We start from the raw sequence: 22,913 nt of genomic DNA, 5'->3' as shown, positions 1-22,913 counted from the left end.
ACGCAAGAGGGGTCCGGTGGATTGCCGGACCCCTTCGCATTTCCTCGATCAGATGCTACGCGTCGTCGTCGAGCACGGGCGCGCCCGCTACGCGCGGGTCGTGCGGACGCTGGTCGGGCTCCCACAGGATCTCGACGATCTCGACGGGCTTGGCGATGTTCTTGAGTTCGAACTCGCCGAACGACGTGGGCGTCACGCCGGCGTTTGCGGCGGCGCTCGCCACATCGGAGGTCGCAAATACCTGGCCGCCATCGGCAAGGTTCATCACGCGGGCGGCAAGGTTCAGGCCCGTACCGATGAAGGGTCGGCCACCCTTATCCATGACGACCTCGCCGTACGCCATACCGATACGCACGAAGATCTCACGGTCGTCGGAGTGGGCGGTGTTGTGTGCTCCGAGCGTGCGCTGCATGTCGGCAGCGGCCATCAGGGCGTCTGCCGAAGACTCGAAGGCGGCCACGAGACCGTCTCCGCCCGTGGACTTCCCGGCGCCGTTGTAGCGCTGTATGACCGGAAGCAGGAGGTCGCGGTGGCGCTGGATGGCCTTCGCGGACGCGACGCTGCCATCCTCCTCCGTCATGCGCGAGAACGACTTCATGTCGGTGATCATCACGGTTCGCTGGCTCGTGTGGTTCGTCGCGAGCTGGTCCTCGGCGGTGGCGATGAGCCTCAGGAGCTCGTCGACGTCCGCATCCTCCGTCGCCATCGTCATGCGTCGGGGTGCCTTGGACACTACCTTTACCCGGGGGAAGAGCCTCTCCCACACAGCAGCGAAGATGATCACCAGAACGAGCGAGGACGCGATGGACGTCGCGACCCACTGCCAGATCACGGGCATGCCCAGCGCCATGCTGACCGCAGCGCTGCCGAGGCCTCCTACAAGAACACCCGCACTCACTGCCACGATGCTCAGCATCAGACTGCGCTTCTTGCGCGCGACATCTTGCAGAAGGCCGGCGGTCGCCGCCCCAAAAGCCCACGCCCACGGCTGCAGGAAGAGCGCAAGCGGGTGCGAGAGCTTGGTCACGCTGTCGAGGGTCTTGGAGACTGACTTGGCGTCCAGCGAGGTGAACGCGTTTGCGACCCACTGCGAGGACAAGAGCGTCGCCGGCATCTTTGTGAAGTCGATGATGGCGTGCGCTGGGCCGCCGGTCCACGTTGCACCGATCATCGTGCGTCCCAGGCCGACTCCCGTCGCCTCGACGAGTAGGCACGCCACGACTGCGACGAGCGCGCCCTCTCCGGCGCCCAGCAGATAGCCGGCCAAGGCGAGCCCGGCCCACACAGGGCCGATGAACGCGCCGAGCAGCGAGATGCCCAAGATCAGGAAGCCTCGTCCGCCTTGCGCACCGAGGAACCGCACCGATGCGACAAGGATGATGAGCAGGGCAAAGCCGAGAACCGGTTGCACCGCGATCACAGGTACGGAGAAGGCCATCACCGCAACCAGCACGGCGAGCTCTGTTGAGGCGAGTGCGATCCCGCCCACAACCGCGGCCACGGCGAGCGGGAGTGAGACCGGCCGCGCGTGCATGGCCGTGAGCGCGGCGGCGGTGATGATCGCCATCCCAACCGCACGCAGCACCACCAAGACCCTCTCGTTCTTGCGTCGTTGCTGGGCCACGCTGTCCTCCCTGTCTGATGCTTCCCCCGCGGAATGGATACCCCTGTGGCCATTGTGCCGTAACGAGCGCGTCCCGTCTGCGCTAGACTACGGGGCAGGGGGGCGCGGCTTCGCGCCGGAATCAGAGGAGGCACCGCACATGGCTAATGAGGAATTCCTCGCGCGCGTTCCCATCTTTGCGAACTGCACCGGTGAAGAGATAGCTGCTATCGCCGGCGTCGCACAGGAAGGGTACTTCCAGCCTTCGCAGGTCATCGTGACCCAAGGCACCCCCGGTCAGGCGTTCTACTTGGTACTCAGCGGACGGGTTGAGATCCTGCGAGACGGCACCTCCTTGGGCGCATTTGGCCCCGGCGACTTCTTTGGGGAGATGTCGCTGCTCGACCAGGCGCCGCGATCCGCCACCATCCGAGCACTCGATCAGACCACCTGCCTCATGCTGTCGAGTTGGGACTTCAAGTCGCTGCTCGAGCGCCACCCTTCAATCGCAATCAAGCTCCTCGAGGTGCTCAGCCGCAGACTACGGGTCGCCGACGAGCGAATCGGCCGCTGACATGCCCGCCGAGGCGGGGGACCTCACGATCCTGCAGCAGGCCGCTGAGCGGATCATCTCGCGGTACCTGCTCACGAACGGTGCGGTGCGCGCGGATGTCGTTTCCCACGCTACGGGTGTTCACGGCGTGGGCGTTGACATCGTTGTCGTCGAGGGATCGCTTGCCCGCCGCCTCAAGGTGAAGGCAGATCCCTACTGCGGTACCGACTCGGCGCTCATTGCCGACCGTGACCTCGCACTGTACAGGCCCGATGCGCAGTGCTTTGCACTCGAGTCCGTCGCGAACACGCAGACGCGTGAACCGGGATGGACCCTGGCATCTGAAGCGATGGACCTCTACTACTACTGCCTGGCGATCGCGCAACCGGCAGAGGAAGTGGCGGCGCTTCTGGCCGAGCCCGACGATATCCTCATCGGCGAACTCGCCGTAGCCACCGACCAACTGTTCGTCATCCCCATGTCGCCGCTGTCCGAGTGGTTTGCCGCGCACTTCCAAGAGTATGCGCCCCGGCCGGTCACGACCGACGGTGTCCCGTCGTGGTACCGACTGGTGCCGAGAGGCGATGTCGCCGGCGGACTTGAGCAGGGGATGGTGCGCGATCTGGGTCACATCTTCGCGAGCTTGCGAGGGTAGAATCGTGGTGCGATACGCCCGGCACCGTGGTCGGCGTTGACACTCGGCAAGGCGATGACCTACTATCCCTATGCCTTTCGCAAGGCGTCGCAACTTGAAAAGCGTACAGAGGGTCATTTTTTTTGTGTTTCGCGGGGGTGTGCCCGAGTGGCTAAAGGGGACGGGCTGTAAACCCGTTGGCTACGCCTACCCAGGTTCGAATCCTGGCGCCCCCACCACGAAACCGCAGACGGGTCGTTTCGACCCGCATGGAACGCCCACATAGCTCAGCAGGTAGAGCACTTCCTTGGTAAGGAAGAGGTCACCGGTTCAAGTCCGGTTGTGGGCTCCACTACAATCCACCGCTCTCACTTGAGGGCGTAACGTTATGGCGGTGTAGCTCAGCTGGTCAGAGCACTCGGTTCATACCCGAGTTGTCGCTGGTTCGAGTCCAGCCACCGCTACCAAGGGCGCCACGCGTCGCGCAAGTGACGCTGCACGGTTGAAGCACACGAATCCACATCGCGAGTGCATGCATCTAGAATGGGACGACGATTGTTCGCAGATGACTGCGGCGGTCGCGTCGAAGAGGTTTTCGAAGGAGGAGACTCATGGCGAAGCAGAAGTTTGAGCGCACTAAGCCGCACGTCAATATCGGTACGATCGGTCACGTCGACCACGGCAAGACCACCCTCACCGCCGCCATCACGAAGCGCCAGGCCGAGAAGGGCTTCGCGGACTTCACCCCGTTCGATCAGATCGACAAGGCGCCGGAAGAGCGCGAGCGCGGTATTACCATCGCCATCGCGCACGTCGAGTACGAGACCGAGAATCGTCACTACGCTCACGTCGACTGCCCGGGTCACGCTGACTACGTCAAGAACATGATCACCGGTGCAGCCCAGATGGACGGCGCGATCCTCGTCATCGCCGCCACCGACGGCCCCATGGCCCAGACCCGCGAGCACATCCTGCTCGCCCGTCAGGTCGGCGTCCCCTACATCGTGGTCTTCCTGAACAAGTGCGACATGGTCGACGACGAAGAGCTCATCGAGCTCGTCGAGATGGAAGTTCGCGAGCTGCTCAACGAGTACGAGTTCCCGGGCGACGACACCCCGATCGTTCAGGGTTCGGCTCTCAAGGCGCTCGAGGGCGACGAGGCGTGGGTCGGCAAGATCGACGATCTCATGGCTGCCGTCGACTCCTACATCCCGATGCCGGAGCGCGACATCGACAAGCCGTTCCTGATGGCCATCGAAGACGTCTTCACGATCACCGGTCGCGGCACCGTTGCCACCGGCCGTGTCGAGCGTGGCGTGGTCAAGGTCGGCGACGAGATTGAGATCGTCGGTATCCACGACGAGACCAAGAAGACCGTCGTTACCGGCGTCGAGATGTTCCGCAAGCTGCTCGACCAGGCGCAGGCCGGCGACAACGTGGGCGTCCTGCTCCGCGGTATCGCCCGCACCGAGATCGAGCGCGGCCAGGTTCTCTGCAAGCCGGGTTCGGTTACGCCGCACACCGAGTTCATGGGCCAGGTCTACATCCTGACCAAGGAAGAAGGCGGCCGTCACACGCCGTTCTTCGATGGCTACCGTCCGCAGTTCTACTTCCGTACGACTGACGTGACGGGCGTTGCCCACCTTCCCGAGGGCACCGAGATGGTCATGCCGGGCGACAACGTGGTTGTCCGCGGCGAGCTCATCCAGCCGATCGCCATGGAGGACGGCCTCCGCTTCGCTATCCGCGAGGGCGGCCGCACCGTTGGTTCGGGTCGTGTCATCGAGATCATCAAGTAGCACCCTCTGAACGCTGGCGAAATGCACGGGGCCCGGCTTGTCGCCGGGCCCCGTTTCGCCGCCTTTCAGCTGCTCCGCCGAGTTTGACAGTGCCGAAAATCGGGTGCTAAGGTACCCTTCCGCGCCTAGCCGCTCTGACGGCTGGGGCGGTCCACAGGAGGATCCATGCGAACCCTGGTTACGCTGGCGTGCACCGAGTGCAAGCGCCGCAACTACACCACCAACAAGAACAAGCAGAACAATCCCGAGCGGATTGAGTACAAGAAGTACTGCAAGTGGTGCAAGACCCACACGCTTCACAAAGAGACCCGCTAGCCTTCGGGCACTTCGGGTCGCATGATGCAGGCCAGTAGCTCCAATGGTAGAGCGCCGGTCTCCAAAACCGGATGTTGGGGGTTCGAGTCCCTCCTGGCCTGCCAGATTGATCTCGTCGCGGGACACCCTGCGGCGTTTACTGCGGGCGATCGCTACCGGTCGCCGGGAATGAACGGGTGAATGATGGCTAAGGCAACAACCTCTGACGAGGTAGTCAAGACGAATAAGCCGGGCAAGGCGGCCGCGGCTCCCAAGCCGGGCTTCTTCGCTCGCATCGGGAACTACTTCCGCGACGTGCGCTCCGAGATGAAGCGCGTCGTGTGGCCGAGCCGCTCGGAGGTCATCAACTCCAGCGTCGTCGTCATCGTGACGCTCATCTTCTTCTCGGTGTTCATTCTCGCTGTCGACCTCGTCGTACAGCAGGTCGTCACCGCGCTCGGCTCCATCCGGATCGGCGGCTAGCCACATGGCGAAGAAGTGGTACGTCATCCATACCTACTCGGGGTACGAGAACAAGGTCAAGACCAACCTGCTCCACCGCATCCAGTCGATGGGCATGGACGAGAAGATCTTCAAGGTTGAGATTCCCACCGAGACCGTGACCGACCTCAAGGAAGGTGGCCGTCGGGTCACCTCCGAGAAGAAGGTCTTCCCGGGCTACATCCTCGTGCAGATGGAACTCGACGATGAGTCGTGGTACGTCGTGCGCAACACCCCCGGCGTCACCGGCTTCGTCGGTTCGCAGGGCAAGCCGGTACCGCTGTCGCGTGATGAGTTCCAGCGCATCATGAAGCGCACCGAGGGCGGACCGAAGCAGCGTACGTCGACCGATCTGGTCGAGGGACAGGCCGTCAAGGTCACATCGGGTCCGTTGGCCGACTTCGACGGCACGATCTCCGAGGTCAATCCCGATGCCGGCAAGGTCAAGGTCATGGTCTCGATCTTCGGCCGCGAAACGCCGGTCGAACTCGGCTTCGACCAAGTGGCGAAGCTCTAACGAGGAACCACCCGGCACCGATCCGCCGGCGGTTGTGGAGCCGCAACGGAGCTTCTCGGAAACGGTGTCGTGAGGGATAGAAACCGAACATGCGGCTCGCACGTGACCGCAGACAGATAAGGGACGGTTCGAACAGACATGGCCAAGAAGGTTGTCGGCTTCATCAAGCTGCAGATCCCGGGCGGCCAGGCCAATCCGGCGCCGCCGGTCGGTCCTGCGCTCGGTCAGCACCAAGTCAACATCATGCAGTTCTGCCAGGCGTTCAACGCCGCCACGGCGGACAAGAACGGCACGATCATCCCGGTCGAGATCTCGGTCTACGAGGATCGTTCGTTCGACTTCATCACCAAGACCCCGCCGGCGGCGGTGCTCATCAAGCAGGCCCTGAGCATCGAGTCCGGTTCTGGCACCCCTAACCGTGCCAAGGTCGGTGAGCTGTCGCAAGATCAGCTCCGCTCGATCGCCGAGACCAAGATGCCCGACCTCAACGCCAATGACGTCGAGGCCGCCATGAAGGTCATCGCCGGCACCGCCCGCTCCATGGGCGTTACGGTCGCCGAGTAGTACAACCGGAGTCATCGCGGCATGGTGCCGCGTGATGTGGGAGGGCCGGCCGGCCCGCTTACCACGAGAGGAACGAAGATATGGCCAAGTTGAGCAAGAGTCAGCGCGCTGCGTCTGAGAAGATCGACGCGCACAATCTCTACACTCCGCTGCAGGCGATGAGCCTGGTGCAGGAGGTCAAGACCGCCAAGTTCGATGAGACCGTCGAGGTCCACTTCCGACTTGGCATCGACACCCGCAAGGCCGACCAGCAGGTTCGCGGCTCGGTGTCACTCCCCAACGGCACCGGCAAGGACGTTCGCGTCGCTGTGTTCGCCGAGGGTGACAAGGCGCGTGAGGCCGAGGCCGCCGGCGCCGACGTCGTTGGTAGCGACGATCTCGTCGAGAAGATCCAGGGTGGGTTCCTCGACTTCGACGCAACGATCGCGACGCCCGACATGATGAGCAAAGTCGGCAAGCTCGGTAAGATCCTCGGTACCCGCGGCCTGATGCCGAACCCGAAGCTCGGGACGGTCACCACGGATGTGGGCAAGGTCGTCGGCGAGCTCAAGGCCGGTAAGGTCGAGTATCGCGCCGACAAGTTCGGTATCTGCCACGTGGGTATCGGCAAGGCCTCGTTCGAGACCGCCAAGCTCGTCGAGAACTACGGCACTGTGCTCGACGAAATCCTTCGCGCCAAGCCTTCCAGCGCTAAGGGCAAGTACATCAAGTCCATCACCATCGCCACCACGATGGGCCCCGGGGTCAAGGTCGATCCGTCCAAGACCCGCGGTCTGCTCGAGGATAGCGAGTAGTTCCAGTCGCCCTACGCAGGGGTGCTTGACGGTTCGTCGTCGGGCGTGGATACTCCTGCGCTGCATTTGAAAACATCACATGCGCACGAATCACTGCCGAAGACAGCCGGTGTCCGGGCTCCGGGCCTAAAGCGATGCGAAAGCATCACGCCTGCCGAGGTGGTCGCAACGACGTCACTTCAAGTGACGTCACGAGCACAAAACGCTCGCGGCCTCCGCTGCTTCATCGGCGGGGGCCGTTTTGTCTTCCGGGATCGTCCGGTCGCGCACGGCCCGCGCAGCGGCCTCAGTGGTCGCAATCGGGACGTGCGCATACGGAAAGGAGGGAAGTGCATGCCAACAACTGAGAAGGAAACTCTCGTAGTCGAGATCAAGGAACGGCTCAACGATGCCGGCGCCTTGCTGCTCGCCGACTACCGAGGGCTGACCGTCAAGGAGATGCAGGAGCTGCGCAATCAGCTTCGTGCTGCCGGAAGTGAGCTCAAGGTCTACAAGAACTCGCTGACCGAGATCGCAATCCGTGAAATGGCGCTGCCGAACCTTGATGCGTATCTCGAGGGTCCGACCGCCATCATCTTCACCGGCGAGGATCCTGTGGCTCCGGCCAAGGCTCTCACCGCGTTCGCCAAGGCCCACAAGGCCTTGGAGCTCAAGGGTGGTCTGGTAGAGAACCAGGTCGTCGACGCCAGCGGCATCAATGCCATCGCTATGCTGCCGTCACGCGAGGAGCTCATCGCCAAGCTGCTCGGCACCATGCTCAATCCGCTCACCGGCTTCGCTCGCGTACTCAACGGGCCGGTCGAGGCGTTCGCCCGCACCGTTGCTGCGGTCGCGGACCAGAAGAACGCCGCGTAACACCACCCGTCAGGTACGAAGTAGTGGCGTCTCGGGACGAACCCGGTGACGCGAAACGAAACAGAAGGAGAACCGAGAAATGGCTGCACTTACCAACGAAGAGATCCTTGAGGCTATCAAGGTCAAGCCCGCCCTTGAGCTGTCTGAGCTCGTCAAGATGATGGAGGAGACCTTCGGCGTCTCCGCCGCTGCCCCCGTGGCCGTGGCTGCTGCCGGCGGTGCCGTCGAGGCTGAGGCCGCCGAGGAGAAGACCGCGTTCGACGTCATCCTCGATGGTTTCGGTGACAACAAGATCGCCGTCATCAAGGTCGTCCGTGAGCTCACCGGTCTCGGTCTCAAGGAGGCCAAGGACCTCGTCGAGGGCGCCCCGAAGCCTGTCCTTGAGGGCGCTGCGAAGGACAAGGCCGACGAGGCCAAGGGTAAGCTCGAGGATGCCGGCGCTGCCGTCTCCGTCAAGTAGCTTTCCCGCGTAACCGATTGAACCCGGACCCGTCGGCCCTTTTCGCCGGCGGGTCCGGAACGCAGGAAGGCCGGGACTGAGGGGTCCCGGCCTTTCGCACCCTCTTGCAAAGCCGACAGAAATGTGTTGACGCCTCTAGGGGCGTTGACTATCCTATTCATTTGCGACTATTGTCGGCAGCTTCAACCCTTTGAAGGAGGAATCGCCTGGTGCCCCGTGGAACAGGTTCCCCCGTCGTCAGCGCCGCTCGGCGCGAACGCCGAAGCTTCGCCAAGATCCCAGAAGTACTCGATGTCCCTAACCTCATTGCGATTCAGCGCAAGAGCTTTGACTGGTTCCTCGCAGAGGGCCTGAGGGACACCTTCCATGACATCTCGCCCATCGAAGACTTCACCGGCACACTCGCCGTTGAGTTCGGTGCGCACGAGTTCGGCGACCCCAAGTACTCCGTAGAGGAGTGCAAGGAAAAGGACATGTCCTACCAGGCGCCGTTGTTCGTGGAAGTTAGGTTCGTCAACAAGGAGACCGGTGAGATAAAGGAGCAGCAGGTCTTCATGGGCGATTTCCCGCTCATGACCGACCGAGGCACCTTCGTCATCAACGGCACCGAGCGCGTTGTCGTCTCCCAGCTCGTCCGTTCGCCGGGCGTGTACTACGCCGAGGAGCTCGACAAGACCTCCGACAAGATCATCTACACCGCAAAGGTCATCCCCGCGCGCGGAGCGTGGCTTGAGCTTGAGACCGACCGCCGCGACATCGTCTCGGTTCGTGTCGACCGCAAGCGTAAGCAGCCTGCGACCGTGCTGCTCAAGGCGCTCGGTATCGCCGAGACGCGCGAAGAGATCCTCGAGATGTTCAACAACTCCGAGGCTATTCAGCGCACCCTCGATCGCGACTTCACCGAGACCCGCGAAGAGGCACTCATCGAGATCTACAAGCGCCTGCGTCCGGGCGAGCCGCCCACGGTGGAGTCAGCGCGTGCGCTCCTCGACGGGCTGTTCTTCAACCCGCAGCGCTACGACCTGGCCAAGGTCGGTCGCTACAAGGTGAACAAGAAGCTCAGCCTCAGCCTGCCCGACGAGCAGTCGACGCTGACCGCTGAGGACATCAAGGCGGCCATCGGCTATCTCGTGAACCTGTGGGAGGCCACCGACGGCTACCAGATCGACGACATCGACCACTTCGGTAACCGCCGCATCCGCAGCGTCGGCGAGCTGATCCAGAACCAGTTCAGGATCGGTCTTGCTCGTATGGAGCGCGTCGTGCGCGAGCGCATGACCACTCAGGATGTCGACGAGATCACGCCGCAGTCGCTCATCAACATTCGCCCGATCGTCGCCTCCATCAAGGAGTTCTTCGGTTCGAGCCAGCTCTCGCAGTTCATGGACCAGACCAACCCGGTCGCCGGCCTGACGCACAAGCGTCGCCTGTCGGCGCTCGGTCCCGGTGGTCTGTCCCGTGAGCGCGCCGGCTTCGAGGTCCGCGACGTACACCCCAGCCACTACGGCCGTATGTGCCCCATCGAGACGCCTGAAGGCCCGAACATCGGCCTGATCGGATCGCTCGCGACCTTCGCGCGCATCAATCCGTACGGCTTCATCGAGACGCCGTACCGTCGCGTCATCAAGGGCAAGGTCACCGACGAGATCGACTACTTGACCGCCGATGAGGAAGAGCGTCACATCATCGCGCAGGCCAACGAGCTCTTCGATGCCAAGACCGGCAAGTTCGCTCGGCCCAAGGTTCTGTGCCGAGTGAAGGGTTCCAACGGCGACTTCGGTGAGCCGGAGGAGAAGATCCCGGCCGACGTTGACTACATGGACGTTTCGCCGCGCCAGATGGTGTCCGTCGCCACCGCGCTCATTCCGTTCCTCGAGCACGACGACGCGAACCGCGCCCTCATGGGCTCGAACATGCAGCGTCAGGCTGTGCCGCTCCTGCGTCCGTCGGCCCCGCTCGTGGGCACCGGGATGGAGCACCGCGCCGCTGTTGACACCGGCGAGATCATCACCGCCAAGCGTGGCGGCGTCGTCGAGGTCGTTGACGCCGATCACATCGCGGTGCGCGCCAAGGACGGCTCGCTCGACGAGTACCACATGCCCAAGTTCATGCGCAGCAACCAGGGCACCTGCATCAACCACCGCCCGCTGGTGCGCGAGGGTGACAAGGTCGTCGGTCCGGTCGGCGAGCGCGCCGGCACGGTTCTGGCCGACGGTCCGTCGACCGAAGAGGGAGAGCTCGCTCTGGGCCAGAACCTCCTCGTGGCATTCATGCCATGGGAAGGCTACAACTACGAAGACGCGATCATCCTCTCCGAGCGCGTTGTGAAGGACGATCTCCTCACCTCGATTCACATCGAGGAGTACGAGGTCGAGGCTCGCGACACCAAGCTCGGACCGGAAGAGATCACTCGCGAGATTCCCAACGTTGGTGAAGATGTGCTTGCCAACCTCGACGAGGACGGCATCATCCGCATCGGCGCCGAGGTGTTTCCTGGCGACGTTCTTGTCGGCAAGGTCACCCCGAAGGGCGAGACCGAGCTCACCGCAGAGGAGCGCCTCCTGCGCGCCATCTTCGGCGAGAAGGCCCGTGAAGTCCGCGACACATCTCTCAAGGTGCCGCACGGCGAGACCGGCCGCGTCATCTCTGTGCGCACGTTCAGCCGCGAGAATGGCGACGATCTGTCGCCGGGTGTCAACGAGCTCGTGCGCGTGTACGTCGCTCAGAAGCGCAAGATCAACGAGGGCGACAAGCTCGCCGGCCGCCACGGCAACAAGGGTGTCATCTCCAAGATTCTGCCGATCGAGGACATGCCGTTCCTCGCCGACGGAACTCCGGTCGATGTCATCTTGAACCCGCTGGGCGTCCCGTCTCGAATGAACATCGGCCAGCTGCTCGAGACGCACCTCGGCTGGGCGGCGTCGATGGGTTGGAGTGACGACCCCAAGTCCAAGGTCGGCGTAGATGGTCCGATGCCCGTCGCGACACCGGTGTTCGACGGTGCGCGCGAAGAGGAGATCTCCGACGTTCTGCTTGCCGCAAACCGCAACCTCGTCATCAAGAACGAGGAGCGCTTCGGCAAGAAGTCCATGCGGGCGTTCATCCCCGAGGTGTCTCGCTCCGGCAAGTCGGTCCTGTTCGACGGTCGCACGGGTGAGCCGTTCCGCGAGCCGGTCACCGTCGGCCAGATCTACATCCTCAAGCTCCTCCACCTTGTCGACGACAAGATCCACGCCCGTTCGACCGGCCCGTACTCGCTCATCACCCAGCAGCCGCTCGGTGGTAAGGCGCAGTTCGGTGGTCAGCGCTTCGGTGAGATGGAAGTGTGGGCCCTGTACGCGTACGGCGCCGCCTACGTGCTCCAGGAGATCCTCACGATCAAGTCCGACGACATCGTTGGTCGCGTGAAGGCGTACGAGGCCATCGTCAAGGGCGAGAACATCCCCGAGCCGGGTATTCCTGAGTCGTTCAAGGTCCTCGTCAAGGAGATGCAGTCTCTGTGCCTCGACGTCGAGATCATCGGCGAGAGCGGCGAGGAGATCGAACTCAAGGAAGAGGACGAGGACATCTTCAAGACCGCCGAGGAGCTCGGACTGGACCTTGGTTCGGACGAGCCGCGTACCGACCTTGAGTCGGTCGAGGATCTCGAGAACCTTCTCGAGAGCGACGTGTCTGCACTTGATATCGCCGGCGAGCCCGATGCCGGTTCCGCACCGACGGACGAGGGGGAGTAACCGTTGCTCGACGTCGACGTCAACAACTTTGATCGGCTGCGCATAGGCCTGGCGAGCTCGGAGCAGATTCGCCAGTGGTCGCGCGGTGAGGTCAAGAAGCCCGAAACCATCAACTATAGGACCCTGAAGCCTGAGAAGGACGGACTCTTCTGCGAGAAGATCTTCGGTCCGACGAAGGACTGGGAGTGCAACTGCGGCAAGTACAAGCGCGTGCGCTTCAAGGGTATCGTCTGCGAGCGCTGCGGCGTTGAGGTCACGCGTGCCAAGGTGCGCCGCGACCGCATGGGTCACATCGAACTCGCAGCTCCGGTCAGCCACATCTGGTACTTCAAGGGCGTTCCTTCGCGCATGGGCTATCTGCTCGATATCGCGCCCAAGGACCTTGAGAAGGTGCTGTACTTCGCTTCGTCCATCATCACGTCGGTCAACGACGAGGACCGCGAGGCCGACATCGCCGAGCTCAAGGACGAGCTCACCGCCGATCTCGAGCAGCTCGACGCCGAGATGAAGGAAGAGCTCGAAGAGGTCGTGTTCGAGCGTGATCGCCTCATCGCCGTCGCCAAGGGCGAGGCGGAGCCCGAGGAGGGCGACGACCTCGACGAGGACACGAGCGCTGAGGATCGCATCAAGAAGGCCAACAAAGAGGCCGACCGCGACATCAAGGACATCGAGGAGGAGTACGCCGATCGTAAGGCGCTCTTCCAGGAGGCCTTTGACACCTTCGTGAAGCTGTCGGTCAAGACGCTCATCAACGACGAGACCCTCTACCGCGAGATGAAGCTGCGCTTCGGCGACTACTTCCGCGGTGGCATGGGCGCCGAGGCGGTCAAGGATCTGCTCGCGCAGCTCGACCTCGAGGCACTCGCCGAGGAACTGCGCGTCACGATCCGCGACGGCAAGGGTCAGAAGCGCCAGAAGGCAATCAAGCGCCTCAAGGTCGTTGACGCCCTGCGTCGCTCGGACAACAAGGCTGAGTGGATGATCCTGGACGCGATCCCGGTCATCCCGCCGGACCTTCGTCCGATGGTCCAGCTCGACGGTGGCCGATTTGCCACGTCGGACTTGAACGACCTGTACCGCCGCGTCATCAACCGCAACAACCGCCTCAAGAGGCTTCTGGACCTCGGCGCGCCTGAGATCATCGTCAACAACGAGAAGCGCATGCTTCAGGAGGCCGTCGACGCTCTGTTCGATAACGGCCGTCGTGGTCGCCCGGTAACGGGCCCCGGCAACCGCCCCCTGAAGTCCATCTCGGACATGCTCAAGGGTAAGCAGGGTCGTTTCCGCCAGAACCTGCTCGGCAAGCGCGTCGACTACTCGGGCCGTTCGGTCATCGTGGTCGGACCGGAGCTCAAGCTTCACCAGTGCGGTCTTCCCAAGAAGATGGCCCTCGAGCTCTTCAAGCCGTTCGTCATGAAGCGTCTGGTCGACCTCGACCACGCGCAGAACATCAAGAGCGCCAAGCGCATGGTCGATCGTGGTCGTGACGTGGTCTGGGACGTCCTCGAAGAGGTCATCCGTGAGCACCCCGTCATGCTCAACCGCGCGCCGACCCTGCACCGCCTCGGCATTCAGGCCTTCGAGCCCATCCTGGTCGAAGGTAAGGCCATTCGCATCCACCCGCTCGTCTGTACCGCATTCAACGCGGACTTCGACGGTGACCAGATGGCTGTCCACCTGCCGCTCTCGACCGAGGCGCAGGCCGAGGCCCGCACACTCATGCTCTCCACAAACAACGTCAAGTCGCCGGCTCACGGTCGCCCGCTGACCACGCCGACGCAGGACATGGTCATTGGTCTGTACTACCTGACCGCCGACCGTGACGGCATGCCCGGCGAGGGTCGCCCGTTCATGAGCGCCGAAGACGCCATTCTGGCGTACGACAACCGCGCCGATCTCGACCTGCAGGCCAAGATCTTCGTGCGCCTGTCGGAAGACACCGTCGTGCAGGTCAAGCCGGGTCAGCTCGAGGAGCGCGCCGCCGGCGAGCGTATCGAGACCACCGTCGGTCGCATCACGTTCAACCGCGGCCTTCCGGACGATCACGCTTTCATCAATCACGAGATCGACAAGAAGGGTGTCAGCCGCATCGTTGAGGAGTGCACCACCAACTACTCCACGACGCAGATGGCCGAGATCCTCGACGAGCTCAAGCGCCTCGGCTTCCACTACGCGACGCGTGCCGGGGTGACCGTCTCGGTCTACGACGCAATCATTCCCAAGGAGAAGCCGGCGATTCTTGCTGCCGGTGACGACAAGGTCGCCAAGATCGAGGGCCAGTACGAGACCGGACTCATCACCCGCGAGGAGCGCCACCGTCAGATCGTCGACGTGTGGACTCGTGTGACCGACGACGTCGGTGACGCGATGGGTGAGAGCTTCGAGAAGTTCAACCCCATCTACATGATGGCGTACTCGGGAGCCCGAGGTAACATCAAGCAGATTCGTCAGCTGGCGGGTATGCGAGGCCTCATGGCCAACCCGAAGGGCGACATCATCGACCGCCCGATCAAGGCGAACTTCCGCGAAGGCCTGACCGTTCTCGAGTACTTCATCTCGACGCACGGCGCTCGTAAGGGTCTCGCCGACACCGCGCTTCGTACCGCCGACTCCGGTTACCTCACCCGTCGTCTCGTCGACGTTGCGCAGGACGTCATCGTCCGCGAGCCGGACTGCGGTACCGACGAGGGTGTCGCGTTTGCAGTGCTCAAGGACGACGGAGCCGTCGATCACAACCTCATCGGGCGCTGCCTGCTTCAGCCGGTGGCCCACCCGAAGACCGGCGAGGTGCTTCTCGACGCAGGTGACTACATCGCTTCCGATGAGGTCGCGCAGTCGCTTGCCGACGCGGGCGTCAAGGAAGTCGTCGGCCGCACGGTCATGACCTGCCACGCCAAGCACGGCATCTGCCAGGCTTGCTATGGCTGGGACCTCGCGAGCAGCCGTCCCGTCGATATCGGCACCGCGGTCGGCATCATCGCCGCCCAGTCGATCGGCGAGCCGGGCACGCAGCTCACCATGCGTACCTTCCACACCGGTGGCGTCGCAGGTGAGGACATCACCCACGGTCTGCCGCGTGTCACCGAGCTCTTCGAGGCCCGCAAGCCTAAGGGCCAGGCGATCCTTGCCGAGGTCGAGGGTAAGCTGACCATCGAGGATGGCGACAAGACCCGCACGCTCACGGTCACGGACGCCGAGAAGCACGAGAAGGTCTACGCGGTCTCCCGTCGCGCGACTCTGCTCCCGGGTACCATCCATGGCGCGAAGATCGAGCTCGGTCAGCAGCTCACCAAGGGTTCCGTGAACCCGCACGACCTGCTGGCCCTCAAGGGCCCGAACGAGACGCTTCGCTACATCGTCGAGCAGGTCCAGGACGTCTACCGTTCGCAGGGCGTCGACATTAACGACAAGCACATCGAGGTCATCAGCCGACAGATGCTGCGCAAGGTCTCGGTCACGGAGCCGGGCGATACCGACTTCCTGCCGGGCCAGCTCGTTGACCGTCTTGACTTCGCTGCCTCCAACGATGCAGCTCTCGCCTCCGGCGGAGAGCCCGCGAATGGTCACCCGACCCTTCTCGGCATCACGAAGGCCTCATTGGCCACCGACAGCTACCTGTCGGCAGCTTCCTTCCAGGAGACGACGCGCGTGCTTACCGACGCCGCCATCGCTGGCAAGGAAGACAACCTGCTGGGCCTGAAGGAGAACGTCATCATCGGTAAGCTCATCCCGGCTGCAACCGGTATGAAGCGCTACCGCGGCGTTGCGCTGACCTACAAGGGTCAGCACATCGAAGCCGAAGGTGCGAGCGAGGGAGCGCTTCCCGAGTGGGCACCGTCCGAGCTCAAGGAGATCGAGGCGCTTCTGCCTGCGGCTCCCGAGCCGTCGGTTCTCTCGGAGGCCGACTTCGAAAGCGCCTTCGCGGATCTCGATCTCGAGGACGGCGATATCGACGTCAGTTCGCTCATCGGCGTCACGTTCGACCCGAATGCGGAGCTCGCCGCACCTGGCGGCCTCGTCATTGAAGAGGTCGATCTGGCCGGCTCCGAAGACGCCATGTCGCTGCCGCTGTCCGAGATCGGCGTGTCGGCCCGTTGGGTCAACAAGTTCGAAGACGCCGGAGTCGTGGTCCTTGGCGACCTTGTGGGCAAGTCGGAGGACGAACTCCTCGACCTTCCGGGAATCGGCCAGAAGGCCGTCGAAGAGGTCAAGGCGGGGCTCACCGCAAGCGGGTTGAGCATCCTCAGCTAGGTATCGTTACCAGACGCCCCCACTTGCTGCTGCGAGTGGGGGCGTCTGTGTGTGACGGGTTGTGAACGTTGCGGCCCGAGTGGACGGCAAGGTATGGATACGCCCGGAGGCGTTGCGTTTGACACGCACCACCGACGTTGGTAGAGTTCCACCTTGTGACTTCATGCGCGGAGGTCCGCATGCGTGCGTGCCCCGTGCTAACGCATCAGACGAACGAAGGAGAGCAGCGTTGCCTACGATCAACCAGCTGGTCCGCAAGGGCCGCAAGCAGGCAGCCGAGAAGAGCAAGACCCCGGCGCTGAAGGGTAACCCGCAGAAGCGGGGCGTGTGCACTCGCGTGTACACCACCACCCCCAAGAAGCCGAACTCGGCGCTTCGAAAGGTCGCCCGTGTGCGCCTGACCAACCAGATGGAGGTCACGGCATACATCCCCGGCATCGGCCACAACCTGCAGGAGCACTCGATCGTGCTCGTGCGTGGCGGCCGTGTTAAGGACCTCCCGGGTGTGCGCTACAAGATCATCCGAGCGGCACTCGACTGCGCTCCCGTGAACAACCGCGCCCAGGCGCGTTCGCGCTACGGCGCAAAGAAGCCTAAGTAATCACCTGAATCGAGCAGACAGCGCAAGCGCTGCTGCTCATTCGGCGGTGCCCCAAGTGGGGTGCGCTCAGTGTCACTCAGTAGAGGAGAAACGGAATGCCCAGGCGCGCAGCTGCTGTCAGGCGTGAGATCGCCCCGGACAGCGTCTACAACAACAGGCTCGTCACCCAGCTGATCAACAAGATCCTGCTGGATGGCAAGAAGTCGACCGCCGAGAACATCGTCTACGGCGCGTTCAAGATCATCGAGGAGAAGAGCGCCCAGGATCCGCTGGCGACCTTCAAGAAGGCCATGGACAACGTCCGCCCGACCCTCGAGGTTCGCCCGAAGCGTGTCGGTGGCGCCACCTACCAGGTGCCGGTCGAGGTCAACAGCCGTCGCTCCACCACGCTGGCTATCCGCTGGATCGTCGGCTTCTCCCGCAAGCGTCGCGAGAAGACGACCGCCGAGCGCCTCGCCAACGAGATCTTGGATGCCTCCAACGGCCTGGGTTCCTCGGTCAAGAAGCGCGAGGACCTGTTCAAGATGGCCGAGTCCAACCGTGCGTTCTCGCACTACCGCTGGTAACAGCGGCTCCTACCTGTAGCAGACGAGATAGAGGTCCAGAGCCACATGGCCACTCAGTACTCTCTCGCCAAGACCCGCAATATCGGGATCATGGCCCACATCGACGCCGGCAAGACGACCACCACCGAGCGCGTCCTGTACTACACAGGCAAGACGCACAAGATTGGTGAGGTCCACGACGGCGCCGCCACCATGGACTGGATGGTCCAGGAGCAGGAGCGCGGCATCACCATCACGTCGGCCGCGACGACTGCATTCTGGAAGGACCACCGGATCCAGATCATCGACACGCCCGGTCACGTCGACTTCACGGTCGAGGTCGAGCGTTCGCTTCGCGTTCTTGACGGTGCGGTCGCGGTGTTTTGCGCGGTCGGCGGAGTCGAGCCGCAGTCCGAGACGGTCTGGCGTCAGGCCGACACCTACGGTGTCCCGCGTATCGCCTACATCAACAAGATGGACCGCTCGGGTGCCGACTTCTACAACGTCGTCTCGATGATGAAGGAGCGCCTCGGCGCTCGTCCCGTGCCCATCCAGCTCCCGATCGGCGCCGAGGACCAGTTCACCGGCATCATCGACCTGGTCGAGATGCACGCGGTCTTCTTCAACGAGGATGACAAGGGCATCAACCCCACCGTCGGCGAGATTCCCGCCGATATGGCCGATGACGCCGAGATGTACCGCGACGAGCTCGTTCACATCGCCGCCGACTACGATGACGGTCTGATGGAGAAGGTCCTCATGGAAGAGGAAGTCTCCACCGACGACATCAAGAACGCCCTGCGCAAGGGCTGCATCGCCTGCGGCGTCACGCCGGTCACGGTCGGCGCCTCGTTCAAGAACAAGGGCGTTCAGCCGCTGCTCGACGCGGTCATCGACTTCCTGCCCTCGCCGCTCGACGTTCCCGCCATCATGGGTGTCGACCTGAAGACCGACGAGGAAGTCGCTCGTCCGTCCGACCCCAAGGCGCCGTTCGCAGCTCTCGCGTTCAAGGTCATGACCGACCCGTTCGTCGGTCGCCTGACCTACTTCCGCGTCTACTCCGGCACGCTGAACTCAGGCTCCTACGTCCTGAACTCCACCAAGGGCAGCAAGGAGCGCATCGGCCGCCTGCTTCAGATGCACGCCAACCACCGCGAGGACATCGACATCGTCTCGGCCGGTGACATCGTCGCGGCTGTCGGCCTGAAGAACACCACCACCGGTGACACGCTGTGCGCCGATGACGCTCCGGTGCTCCTCGAGTCGATGGTCTTCCCGGACCCGGTCATCGACATCGCGATCGAGCCCAAGACCAAGGCCGAGCAGGACAAGCTGGGTAACGCGCTTGCCAAGCTCGCCGAGGAGGACCCGACGTTCCGTGTCCGCACGGATACCGAGACTGGCCAGACGATCATCGCCGGCATGGGCGAGCTGCACCTCGAGGTCATCGTCGACCGCGTGCTGCGCGAGTTCAAGGTCGAGGCGAACGTCGGCAAGCCGCAGGTCGCGTACCGTGAGACCGCCGGCCGTCAGGTCGACAAGCTCGACATGAAGTTCGCCCGCCAGTCCGGCGGTCGTGGCCAGTACGGCCACGTCGTCATCAACCTGGTTCCGCAGGAGCCGGGCGCTGGCTACGCGTTTGAGAACAAGACCACGGGTGGCTCGATCCCCAAGGAGTACATCCCGTCGGTCGACAAGGGCATCCAGGAGTCACTGGGTTCCGGCGTCCTCGCCGGCTTCCCGATCGTCGACATCAAGGTCGAGCTCATCGACGGCTCGTACCACGAGGTCGACTCCTCGGAAATGGCGTTCAAGATCGCCGGCTCGATGGCGATCAAGGAGGCCATGCGCAAGAGCTCGCCGATTCTTCTCGAGCCGATGATGGCCGTCGAGGTCGTCACCCCCGAGGAGTTCATGGGCGATGTCATCGGCGACCTCAACCGCCGCCGTGGTCACATCGACAGCATGGAGCCTCGCGGCAACGCGCAGGTCGTCCGTGCCAAGGTGCCGCTGTCCGAGATGTTCGGCTACGCGACCGACGTCCGTTCCAAGACGCAGGGTCGTGCCGCCTACACCATGCAGTTCAAGGCCTACGAGCAGGTTCCGAAGTCCGTGGCCGAGGAGATCGTGAGCAAGTCCGGCGGCAACGCCTAGCAACGACGACGTACGGAGGCCCGGACGACTCGTCTCGGGCACCGCATCTGACGGAGGGTAGAGAGTTGGCGAACCAGAAGATCAGGATCCGCCTCAAGGGCTACGACCACGAGATCGTGGATCAGTCCACGAAGCTGATCGTGGATACGGCGCAGAAGACGGGCGCGAAGGTGTCGGGACCGATCCCGCTGCCGACCGAGCGCAGCCTCTACTGCGTCATCCGCTCGCCGCACGTGAACAAGGACAGCCGCGAGCAGTTCGAGATGAAGACGCACAAGCGCCTCATCGACATTCTCGAGCCCACGCCCAAGACGGTCGACTCGCTCATGCGTCTCGACCTTCCGGCCGGCGTGGATATCGAGATCAAGCTCTAGTTTCTGGTAACATCGTCGGTCTGCGCGCCATGCGCGCCGACGTGGTAAGGCGCGGTCCACTGGGGAGCTGCACACGGGGTGCGGCGACGGGTCCTACGACCGCCTGAGGTGAGGATGGAAGATGGTTACGACGATACTCGGCCGCAAGCTGGGCATGACGCAGGTATGGAGCGAGGACGACAAGCTCCTGCCGGTCACCGTGATCGAAGCGGGCCCGTGCGTGGTCACACAGGTCAAGACCGACAAGCGCGACGGCTACCGTGCCGTGCAGATCGGTTTTGGCGACATCAAGGAGTCCAAGGTCAACAAGCCGATGGCCGGCCACTTTGCCAAGGGCAAGGTCGAGGCCAAGAAGCATCTCGCCGAGGTTCGCCTCGCTGAGGGCGATGACCTGAAGATCGGCCAGACCATTACGGTCGAGGCCCTCGAAGGCGCCAAGCACGTTCACGTCACCGGCACGAGCAAGGGTAAGGGCTTCGCCGGTGTCATGAAGCGCTACAACTTCAAGGGTGGTCCGGGTGGACACGGTTCGCACTTCCACCGTGCGCCGGGTTCCGTCGGTCAGTGCGCCACCCCGTCCCGCGTGTTCAAGGGGCTCAAGCTCCCGGGCCACATGGGTTCGGAGACGGTCACGGTCAAGAATCTCGACGTCGTCAAGATCGACGCCGAGCAGAATCTGCTCATCGTGAAGGGCGCCGTCCCCGGCGCCAAGGGCGCGCTGCTGACCATTCGTATGGCCTAAGCGCGCGGCACCGGGAACAGTCAAGGAGACTACTGAGATGGCCAAGATCGAAATCAAGGACGCAAGCGGCAAGAAGGTCGGTTCCGCCGATCTCGCCGACGGCGTCTTCGGCATCGAGCCGAACACGTTCGCAGTACACCAGGTGGTGCGCAGCCAGCAGGCGTCGCGCCGAGCAGGCACGCACAGCACTCTCACCCGCGGCCGGGTTTCCGGCGGTGGCAAGAAGCCGTGGCGCCAGAAGGGCACCGGTCGCGCCCGCCAGGGTTCGACGCGTTCCCCGCAGTGGGCGGGCGGCGGCGTGGTCTTCGGACCGCATCCGCGCAGCTACGCCTTCAAGGTTCCGAACAAGGTTGTGAAGCTCGCGATGCGCTCGGCGCTCTCCGCCAAGCTCGCCGACGAGGCGCTCTACGTGATTGACGGCTTCACGTTCGAGAAGCCCTCCACCAAGCAGGCCGAGGCGATCATCAAGTCCCTCGACATCAAGGGCCGCTTCACCGTGGTCATCGAGAACGACGACATCAACACCTACCTGTCGTTCCGCAACCTGCCCAAGGCCCGCGTGATCTTCGCATCGGAGTCCAACACGTACGATCTCGTGGACAACGCCGCGCTGATCTTCGCCAAGCCGGCCCTTACGTGGCTCGAGGGGGTGCTGTCCTAACATGTACGATCCCCGCGATATCATCATCCGCCCGGTCATCTCGGAGAAGTCCTACGACATGATCGCGCTGAACCGCTACACCTTCGAGGTCGCCAAGACCGCGAGCAAGCCTCAGATCGCTCAGGCTGTGACCGATATCTTCGGTGTCACGGTCACGAGCGTGAACACGATGAACGTCACCGGCAAGCCGCGTCGCGTGCGCGTTGCCAAAGGCAAGACGCGTGACTGGAAGAAGGCCGTTGTCACCCTGAAAGAGGGAGACTCGATCGAGTTCTTCCAGGCCCACTAGTAAGAGGGCGATCGTAGCCCAACGGGTGCTGGCATTCGGCTCACAATGGAGCCGCCCGGCACCGTGGTAGTCCGGCGTTGGAGTCGTCGGCGGGGAAGTTCCCGCCAGTCCCAGACGACACCGGCCATCGGACGGAAGGAGAAAAGATGGGACTGAAGCAGTACAAGCCGACCTCCCCGGGACGGCGATTCCAGACGGTGTCCGACTTCAAGGAGATCACGTGCACCACTCCTGAGAAGTCGCTTCTGGAGCCGCTGCCCAAGAAGGGTGGTCGCAACAACAACGGCCGCATCACCACGCGGCACCAGGGCGGCGGGCACAAGCGCCGCTACCGCGTGATTGACTTCAAGCGCAAGAAGGACGTCGTGCCGGCCAAGGTCGCCACGATCGAGTACGACCCGAACCGCTCGGCGCGTATCGCTTTGCTGCACTACGCCGATGGCGAGAAGCGCTACATCCTGGCGCCGAAGGGCCTCACGGTCGGCGATACCGTCACGAGTGGCCCGGGTTCCGACATCAAGCCGGGCAACACGCTCGCGCTGTCGGACATCCCGGTCGGTACCGTGGTCCACGCGGTCGAGCTCCAGCCCGGTAAGGGTGCGGCGCTCGCTCGCTCTGCAGGAACGTCCATCCAGCTGATGGGCAAGGAGGGCGACTACGCGATCCTGCGTATGCCGTCGTCCGAGATGCGTCGCGTGCTCGTGACCTGCCGCGCCACCATCGGCGAGGTCGGTAATGCCGAGCATGGCAACATCAAGATCGGTAAGGCCGGTCGTGCCCGTTGGATGGGCATTCGCCCGACCGTCCGTGGTACCGCCATGAACCCGGTCGACCACCCGCACGGTGGCGGCGAGGGCAAGAACAAGTCGGCCGGTCGTCACCCGGTCACCCCGTGGGGCGTGCCGACGAAGGGTCACCGTACCCGCAGCAAGAAGAAGGCCTCGAGCCGTCTGATCATCCGCCGCCGTAAGAAGTAGTAGGGAGCTGA

The 22,913-nt window shown here is 63.4% G+C and carries 21 protein-coding genes and 4 tRNA genes; 24 read left to right on the top strand and 1 reads right to left on the bottom strand.

Annotated elements, in window-relative coordinates:
* Positions 1-55: 55 nt before the first annotated feature.
* Positions 56-1,624, bottom strand: coding sequence for an adenylate/guanylate cyclase domain-containing protein (locus HGB10_04475; GenBank protein ID NTU71058.1), 1,569 nt, complete (start codon positions 1,622-1,624; stop codon positions 56-58).
* Between the two features lie 139 nt (positions 1,625-1,763).
* Here HGB10_04475 and HGB10_04470 point away from each other — a divergent pair, with 139 nt between their 5' ends.
* The 24 genes from HGB10_04470 to rplB all read left to right on the top strand — a co-directional run bounded on the left by HGB10_04470 (position 1,764) and on the right by rplB (position 22,902).
* Complete coding sequence (locus HGB10_04470; GenBank protein NTU71057.1) at positions 1,764-2,177, top strand: cyclic nucleotide-binding domain-containing protein; 414 nt, start codon at positions 1,764-1,766, stop codon at positions 2,175-2,177.
* Position 2,178: 1 nt separating this feature from the next.
* Entirely contained in the window at positions 2,179-2,811 is a 633-nt protein-coding gene (locus HGB10_04465) for a hypothetical protein (protein NTU71056.1), read from the top strand.
* Between the two features lie 133 nt (positions 2,812-2,944).
* A tRNA-Tyr gene (locus HGB10_04460) sits at positions 2,945-3,029 on the top strand.
* A gap of 37 nt (positions 3,030-3,066) precedes the next feature.
* Positions 3,067-3,142 (top strand) — tRNA-Thr (locus tag HGB10_04455).
* Positions 3,143-3,180: 38 nt separating this feature from the next.
* Positions 3,181-3,257, top strand: a tRNA-Met gene (locus HGB10_04450).
* A gap of 144 nt (positions 3,258-3,401) precedes the next feature.
* Positions 3,402-4,589: an elongation factor Tu gene (gene tuf / locus HGB10_04445; protein ID NTU71055.1), complete on the top strand. Its 1,188-nt coding sequence runs from the start codon at positions 3,402-3,404 to the stop codon at positions 4,587-4,589.
* Between the two features lie 165 nt (positions 4,590-4,754).
* Positions 4,755-4,904 (top strand): 50S ribosomal protein L33, encoded by a 150-nt coding sequence (rpmG, locus tag HGB10_04440; protein ID NTU71054.1) that lies wholly within the window; start codon positions 4,755-4,757, stop codon positions 4,902-4,904.
* Between the two features lie 28 nt (positions 4,905-4,932).
* Positions 4,933-5,008 (top strand) — tRNA-Trp (locus tag HGB10_04435).
* A 76-nt stretch (positions 5,009-5,084) separates the two neighbouring features.
* Complete coding sequence (secE, locus tag HGB10_04430) at positions 5,085-5,366, top strand: preprotein translocase subunit SecE (protein NTU71053.1); 282 nt, start codon at positions 5,085-5,087, stop codon at positions 5,364-5,366.
* A 4-nt stretch (positions 5,367-5,370) separates the two neighbouring features.
* A complete protein-coding gene (nusG, locus tag HGB10_04425; GenBank protein NTU71052.1) occupies positions 5,371-5,901 on the top strand; it encodes a transcription termination/antitermination protein NusG in 531 nt (176 codons plus the stop codon).
* Positions 5,902-6,039: 138 nt separating this feature from the next.
* Entirely contained in the window at positions 6,040-6,465 is a 426-nt protein-coding gene (gene rplK / locus HGB10_04420; GenBank protein NTU71051.1) for a 50S ribosomal protein L11, read from the top strand.
* An 80-nt stretch (positions 6,466-6,545) separates the two neighbouring features.
* Positions 6,546-7,259 (top strand): 50S ribosomal protein L1, encoded by a 714-nt coding sequence (rplA, locus tag HGB10_04415; protein NTU71050.1) that lies wholly within the window; start codon positions 6,546-6,548, stop codon positions 7,257-7,259.
* A gap of 333 nt (positions 7,260-7,592) precedes the next feature.
* Complete coding sequence (locus tag HGB10_04410) at positions 7,593-8,114, top strand: 50S ribosomal protein L10 (protein ID NTU71049.1); 522 nt, start codon at positions 7,593-7,595, stop codon at positions 8,112-8,114.
* A gap of 79 nt (positions 8,115-8,193) precedes the next feature.
* The gene (gene rplL, locus HGB10_04405; protein ID NTU71048.1) at positions 8,194-8,574 is read left to right on the top strand and encodes a 50S ribosomal protein L7/L12; all 381 of its coding nucleotides are present in this window, start codon (positions 8,194-8,196) and stop codon (positions 8,572-8,574) included.
* A gap of 209 nt (positions 8,575-8,783) precedes the next feature.
* Positions 8,784-12,308 carry a DNA-directed RNA polymerase subunit beta gene (locus HGB10_04400; protein ID NTU71047.1) on the top strand — a complete coding sequence of 1,175 codons (3,525 nt, stop codon included), beginning with the start codon at positions 8,784-8,786 and terminating at the stop codon, positions 12,306-12,308.
* Between the two features lie 3 nt (positions 12,309-12,311).
* Positions 12,312-16,559 carry a DNA-directed RNA polymerase subunit beta' gene (locus HGB10_04395; GenBank protein ID NTU71046.1) on the top strand — a complete coding sequence of 1,416 codons (4,248 nt, stop codon included), beginning with the start codon at positions 12,312-12,314 and terminating at the stop codon, positions 16,557-16,559.
* A gap of 229 nt (positions 16,560-16,788) precedes the next feature.
* Positions 16,789-17,160, top strand: coding sequence for a 30S ribosomal protein S12 (locus HGB10_04390; GenBank protein ID NTU71045.1), 372 nt, complete (start codon positions 16,789-16,791; stop codon positions 17,158-17,160).
* 95 nt (positions 17,161-17,255) lie between these two features.
* A complete protein-coding gene (gene rpsG, locus HGB10_04385) occupies positions 17,256-17,726 on the top strand; it encodes a 30S ribosomal protein S7 (protein ID NTU71044.1) in 471 nt (156 codons plus the stop codon).
* A 45-nt stretch (positions 17,727-17,771) separates the two neighbouring features.
* Positions 17,772-19,859 carry an elongation factor G gene (gene fusA / locus HGB10_04380; GenBank protein NTU71043.1) on the top strand — a complete coding sequence of 696 codons (2,088 nt, stop codon included), beginning with the start codon at positions 17,772-17,774 and terminating at the stop codon, positions 19,857-19,859.
* A 65-nt stretch (positions 19,860-19,924) separates the two neighbouring features.
* Entirely contained in the window at positions 19,925-20,233 is a 309-nt protein-coding gene (gene rpsJ / locus HGB10_04375) for a 30S ribosomal protein S10 (protein ID NTU71042.1), read from the top strand.
* A gap of 121 nt (positions 20,234-20,354) precedes the next feature.
* Positions 20,355-20,975, top strand: coding sequence for a 50S ribosomal protein L3 (rplC, locus tag HGB10_04370; GenBank protein ID NTU71041.1), 621 nt, complete (start codon positions 20,355-20,357; stop codon positions 20,973-20,975).
* A 37-nt stretch (positions 20,976-21,012) separates the two neighbouring features.
* Positions 21,013-21,636 (top strand): 50S ribosomal protein L4, encoded by a 624-nt coding sequence (gene rplD / locus HGB10_04365; GenBank protein ID NTU71040.1) that lies wholly within the window; start codon positions 21,013-21,015, stop codon positions 21,634-21,636.
* Position 21,637: 1 nt separating this feature from the next.
* Positions 21,638-21,925 (top strand): 50S ribosomal protein L23, encoded by a 288-nt coding sequence (rplW, locus tag HGB10_04360; GenBank protein ID NTU71039.1) that lies wholly within the window; start codon positions 21,638-21,640, stop codon positions 21,923-21,925.
* Between the two features lie 146 nt (positions 21,926-22,071).
* Complete coding sequence (gene rplB / locus HGB10_04355; GenBank protein ID NTU71038.1) at positions 22,072-22,902, top strand: 50S ribosomal protein L2; 831 nt, start codon at positions 22,072-22,074, stop codon at positions 22,900-22,902.
* Positions 22,903-22,913: the final 11 nt, after the last annotated feature.

Source organism: Coriobacteriia bacterium (genome assembly GCA_013334745.1).
Taxonomy (GTDB): domain Bacteria; phylum Actinomycetota; class Coriobacteriia; order Anaerosomatales; family JAAXUF01; genus JAAXWY01.
Note: the sequence above shows the minus strand (reverse complement) of the source record. Positions and strands in the feature narration are given on the sequence as shown.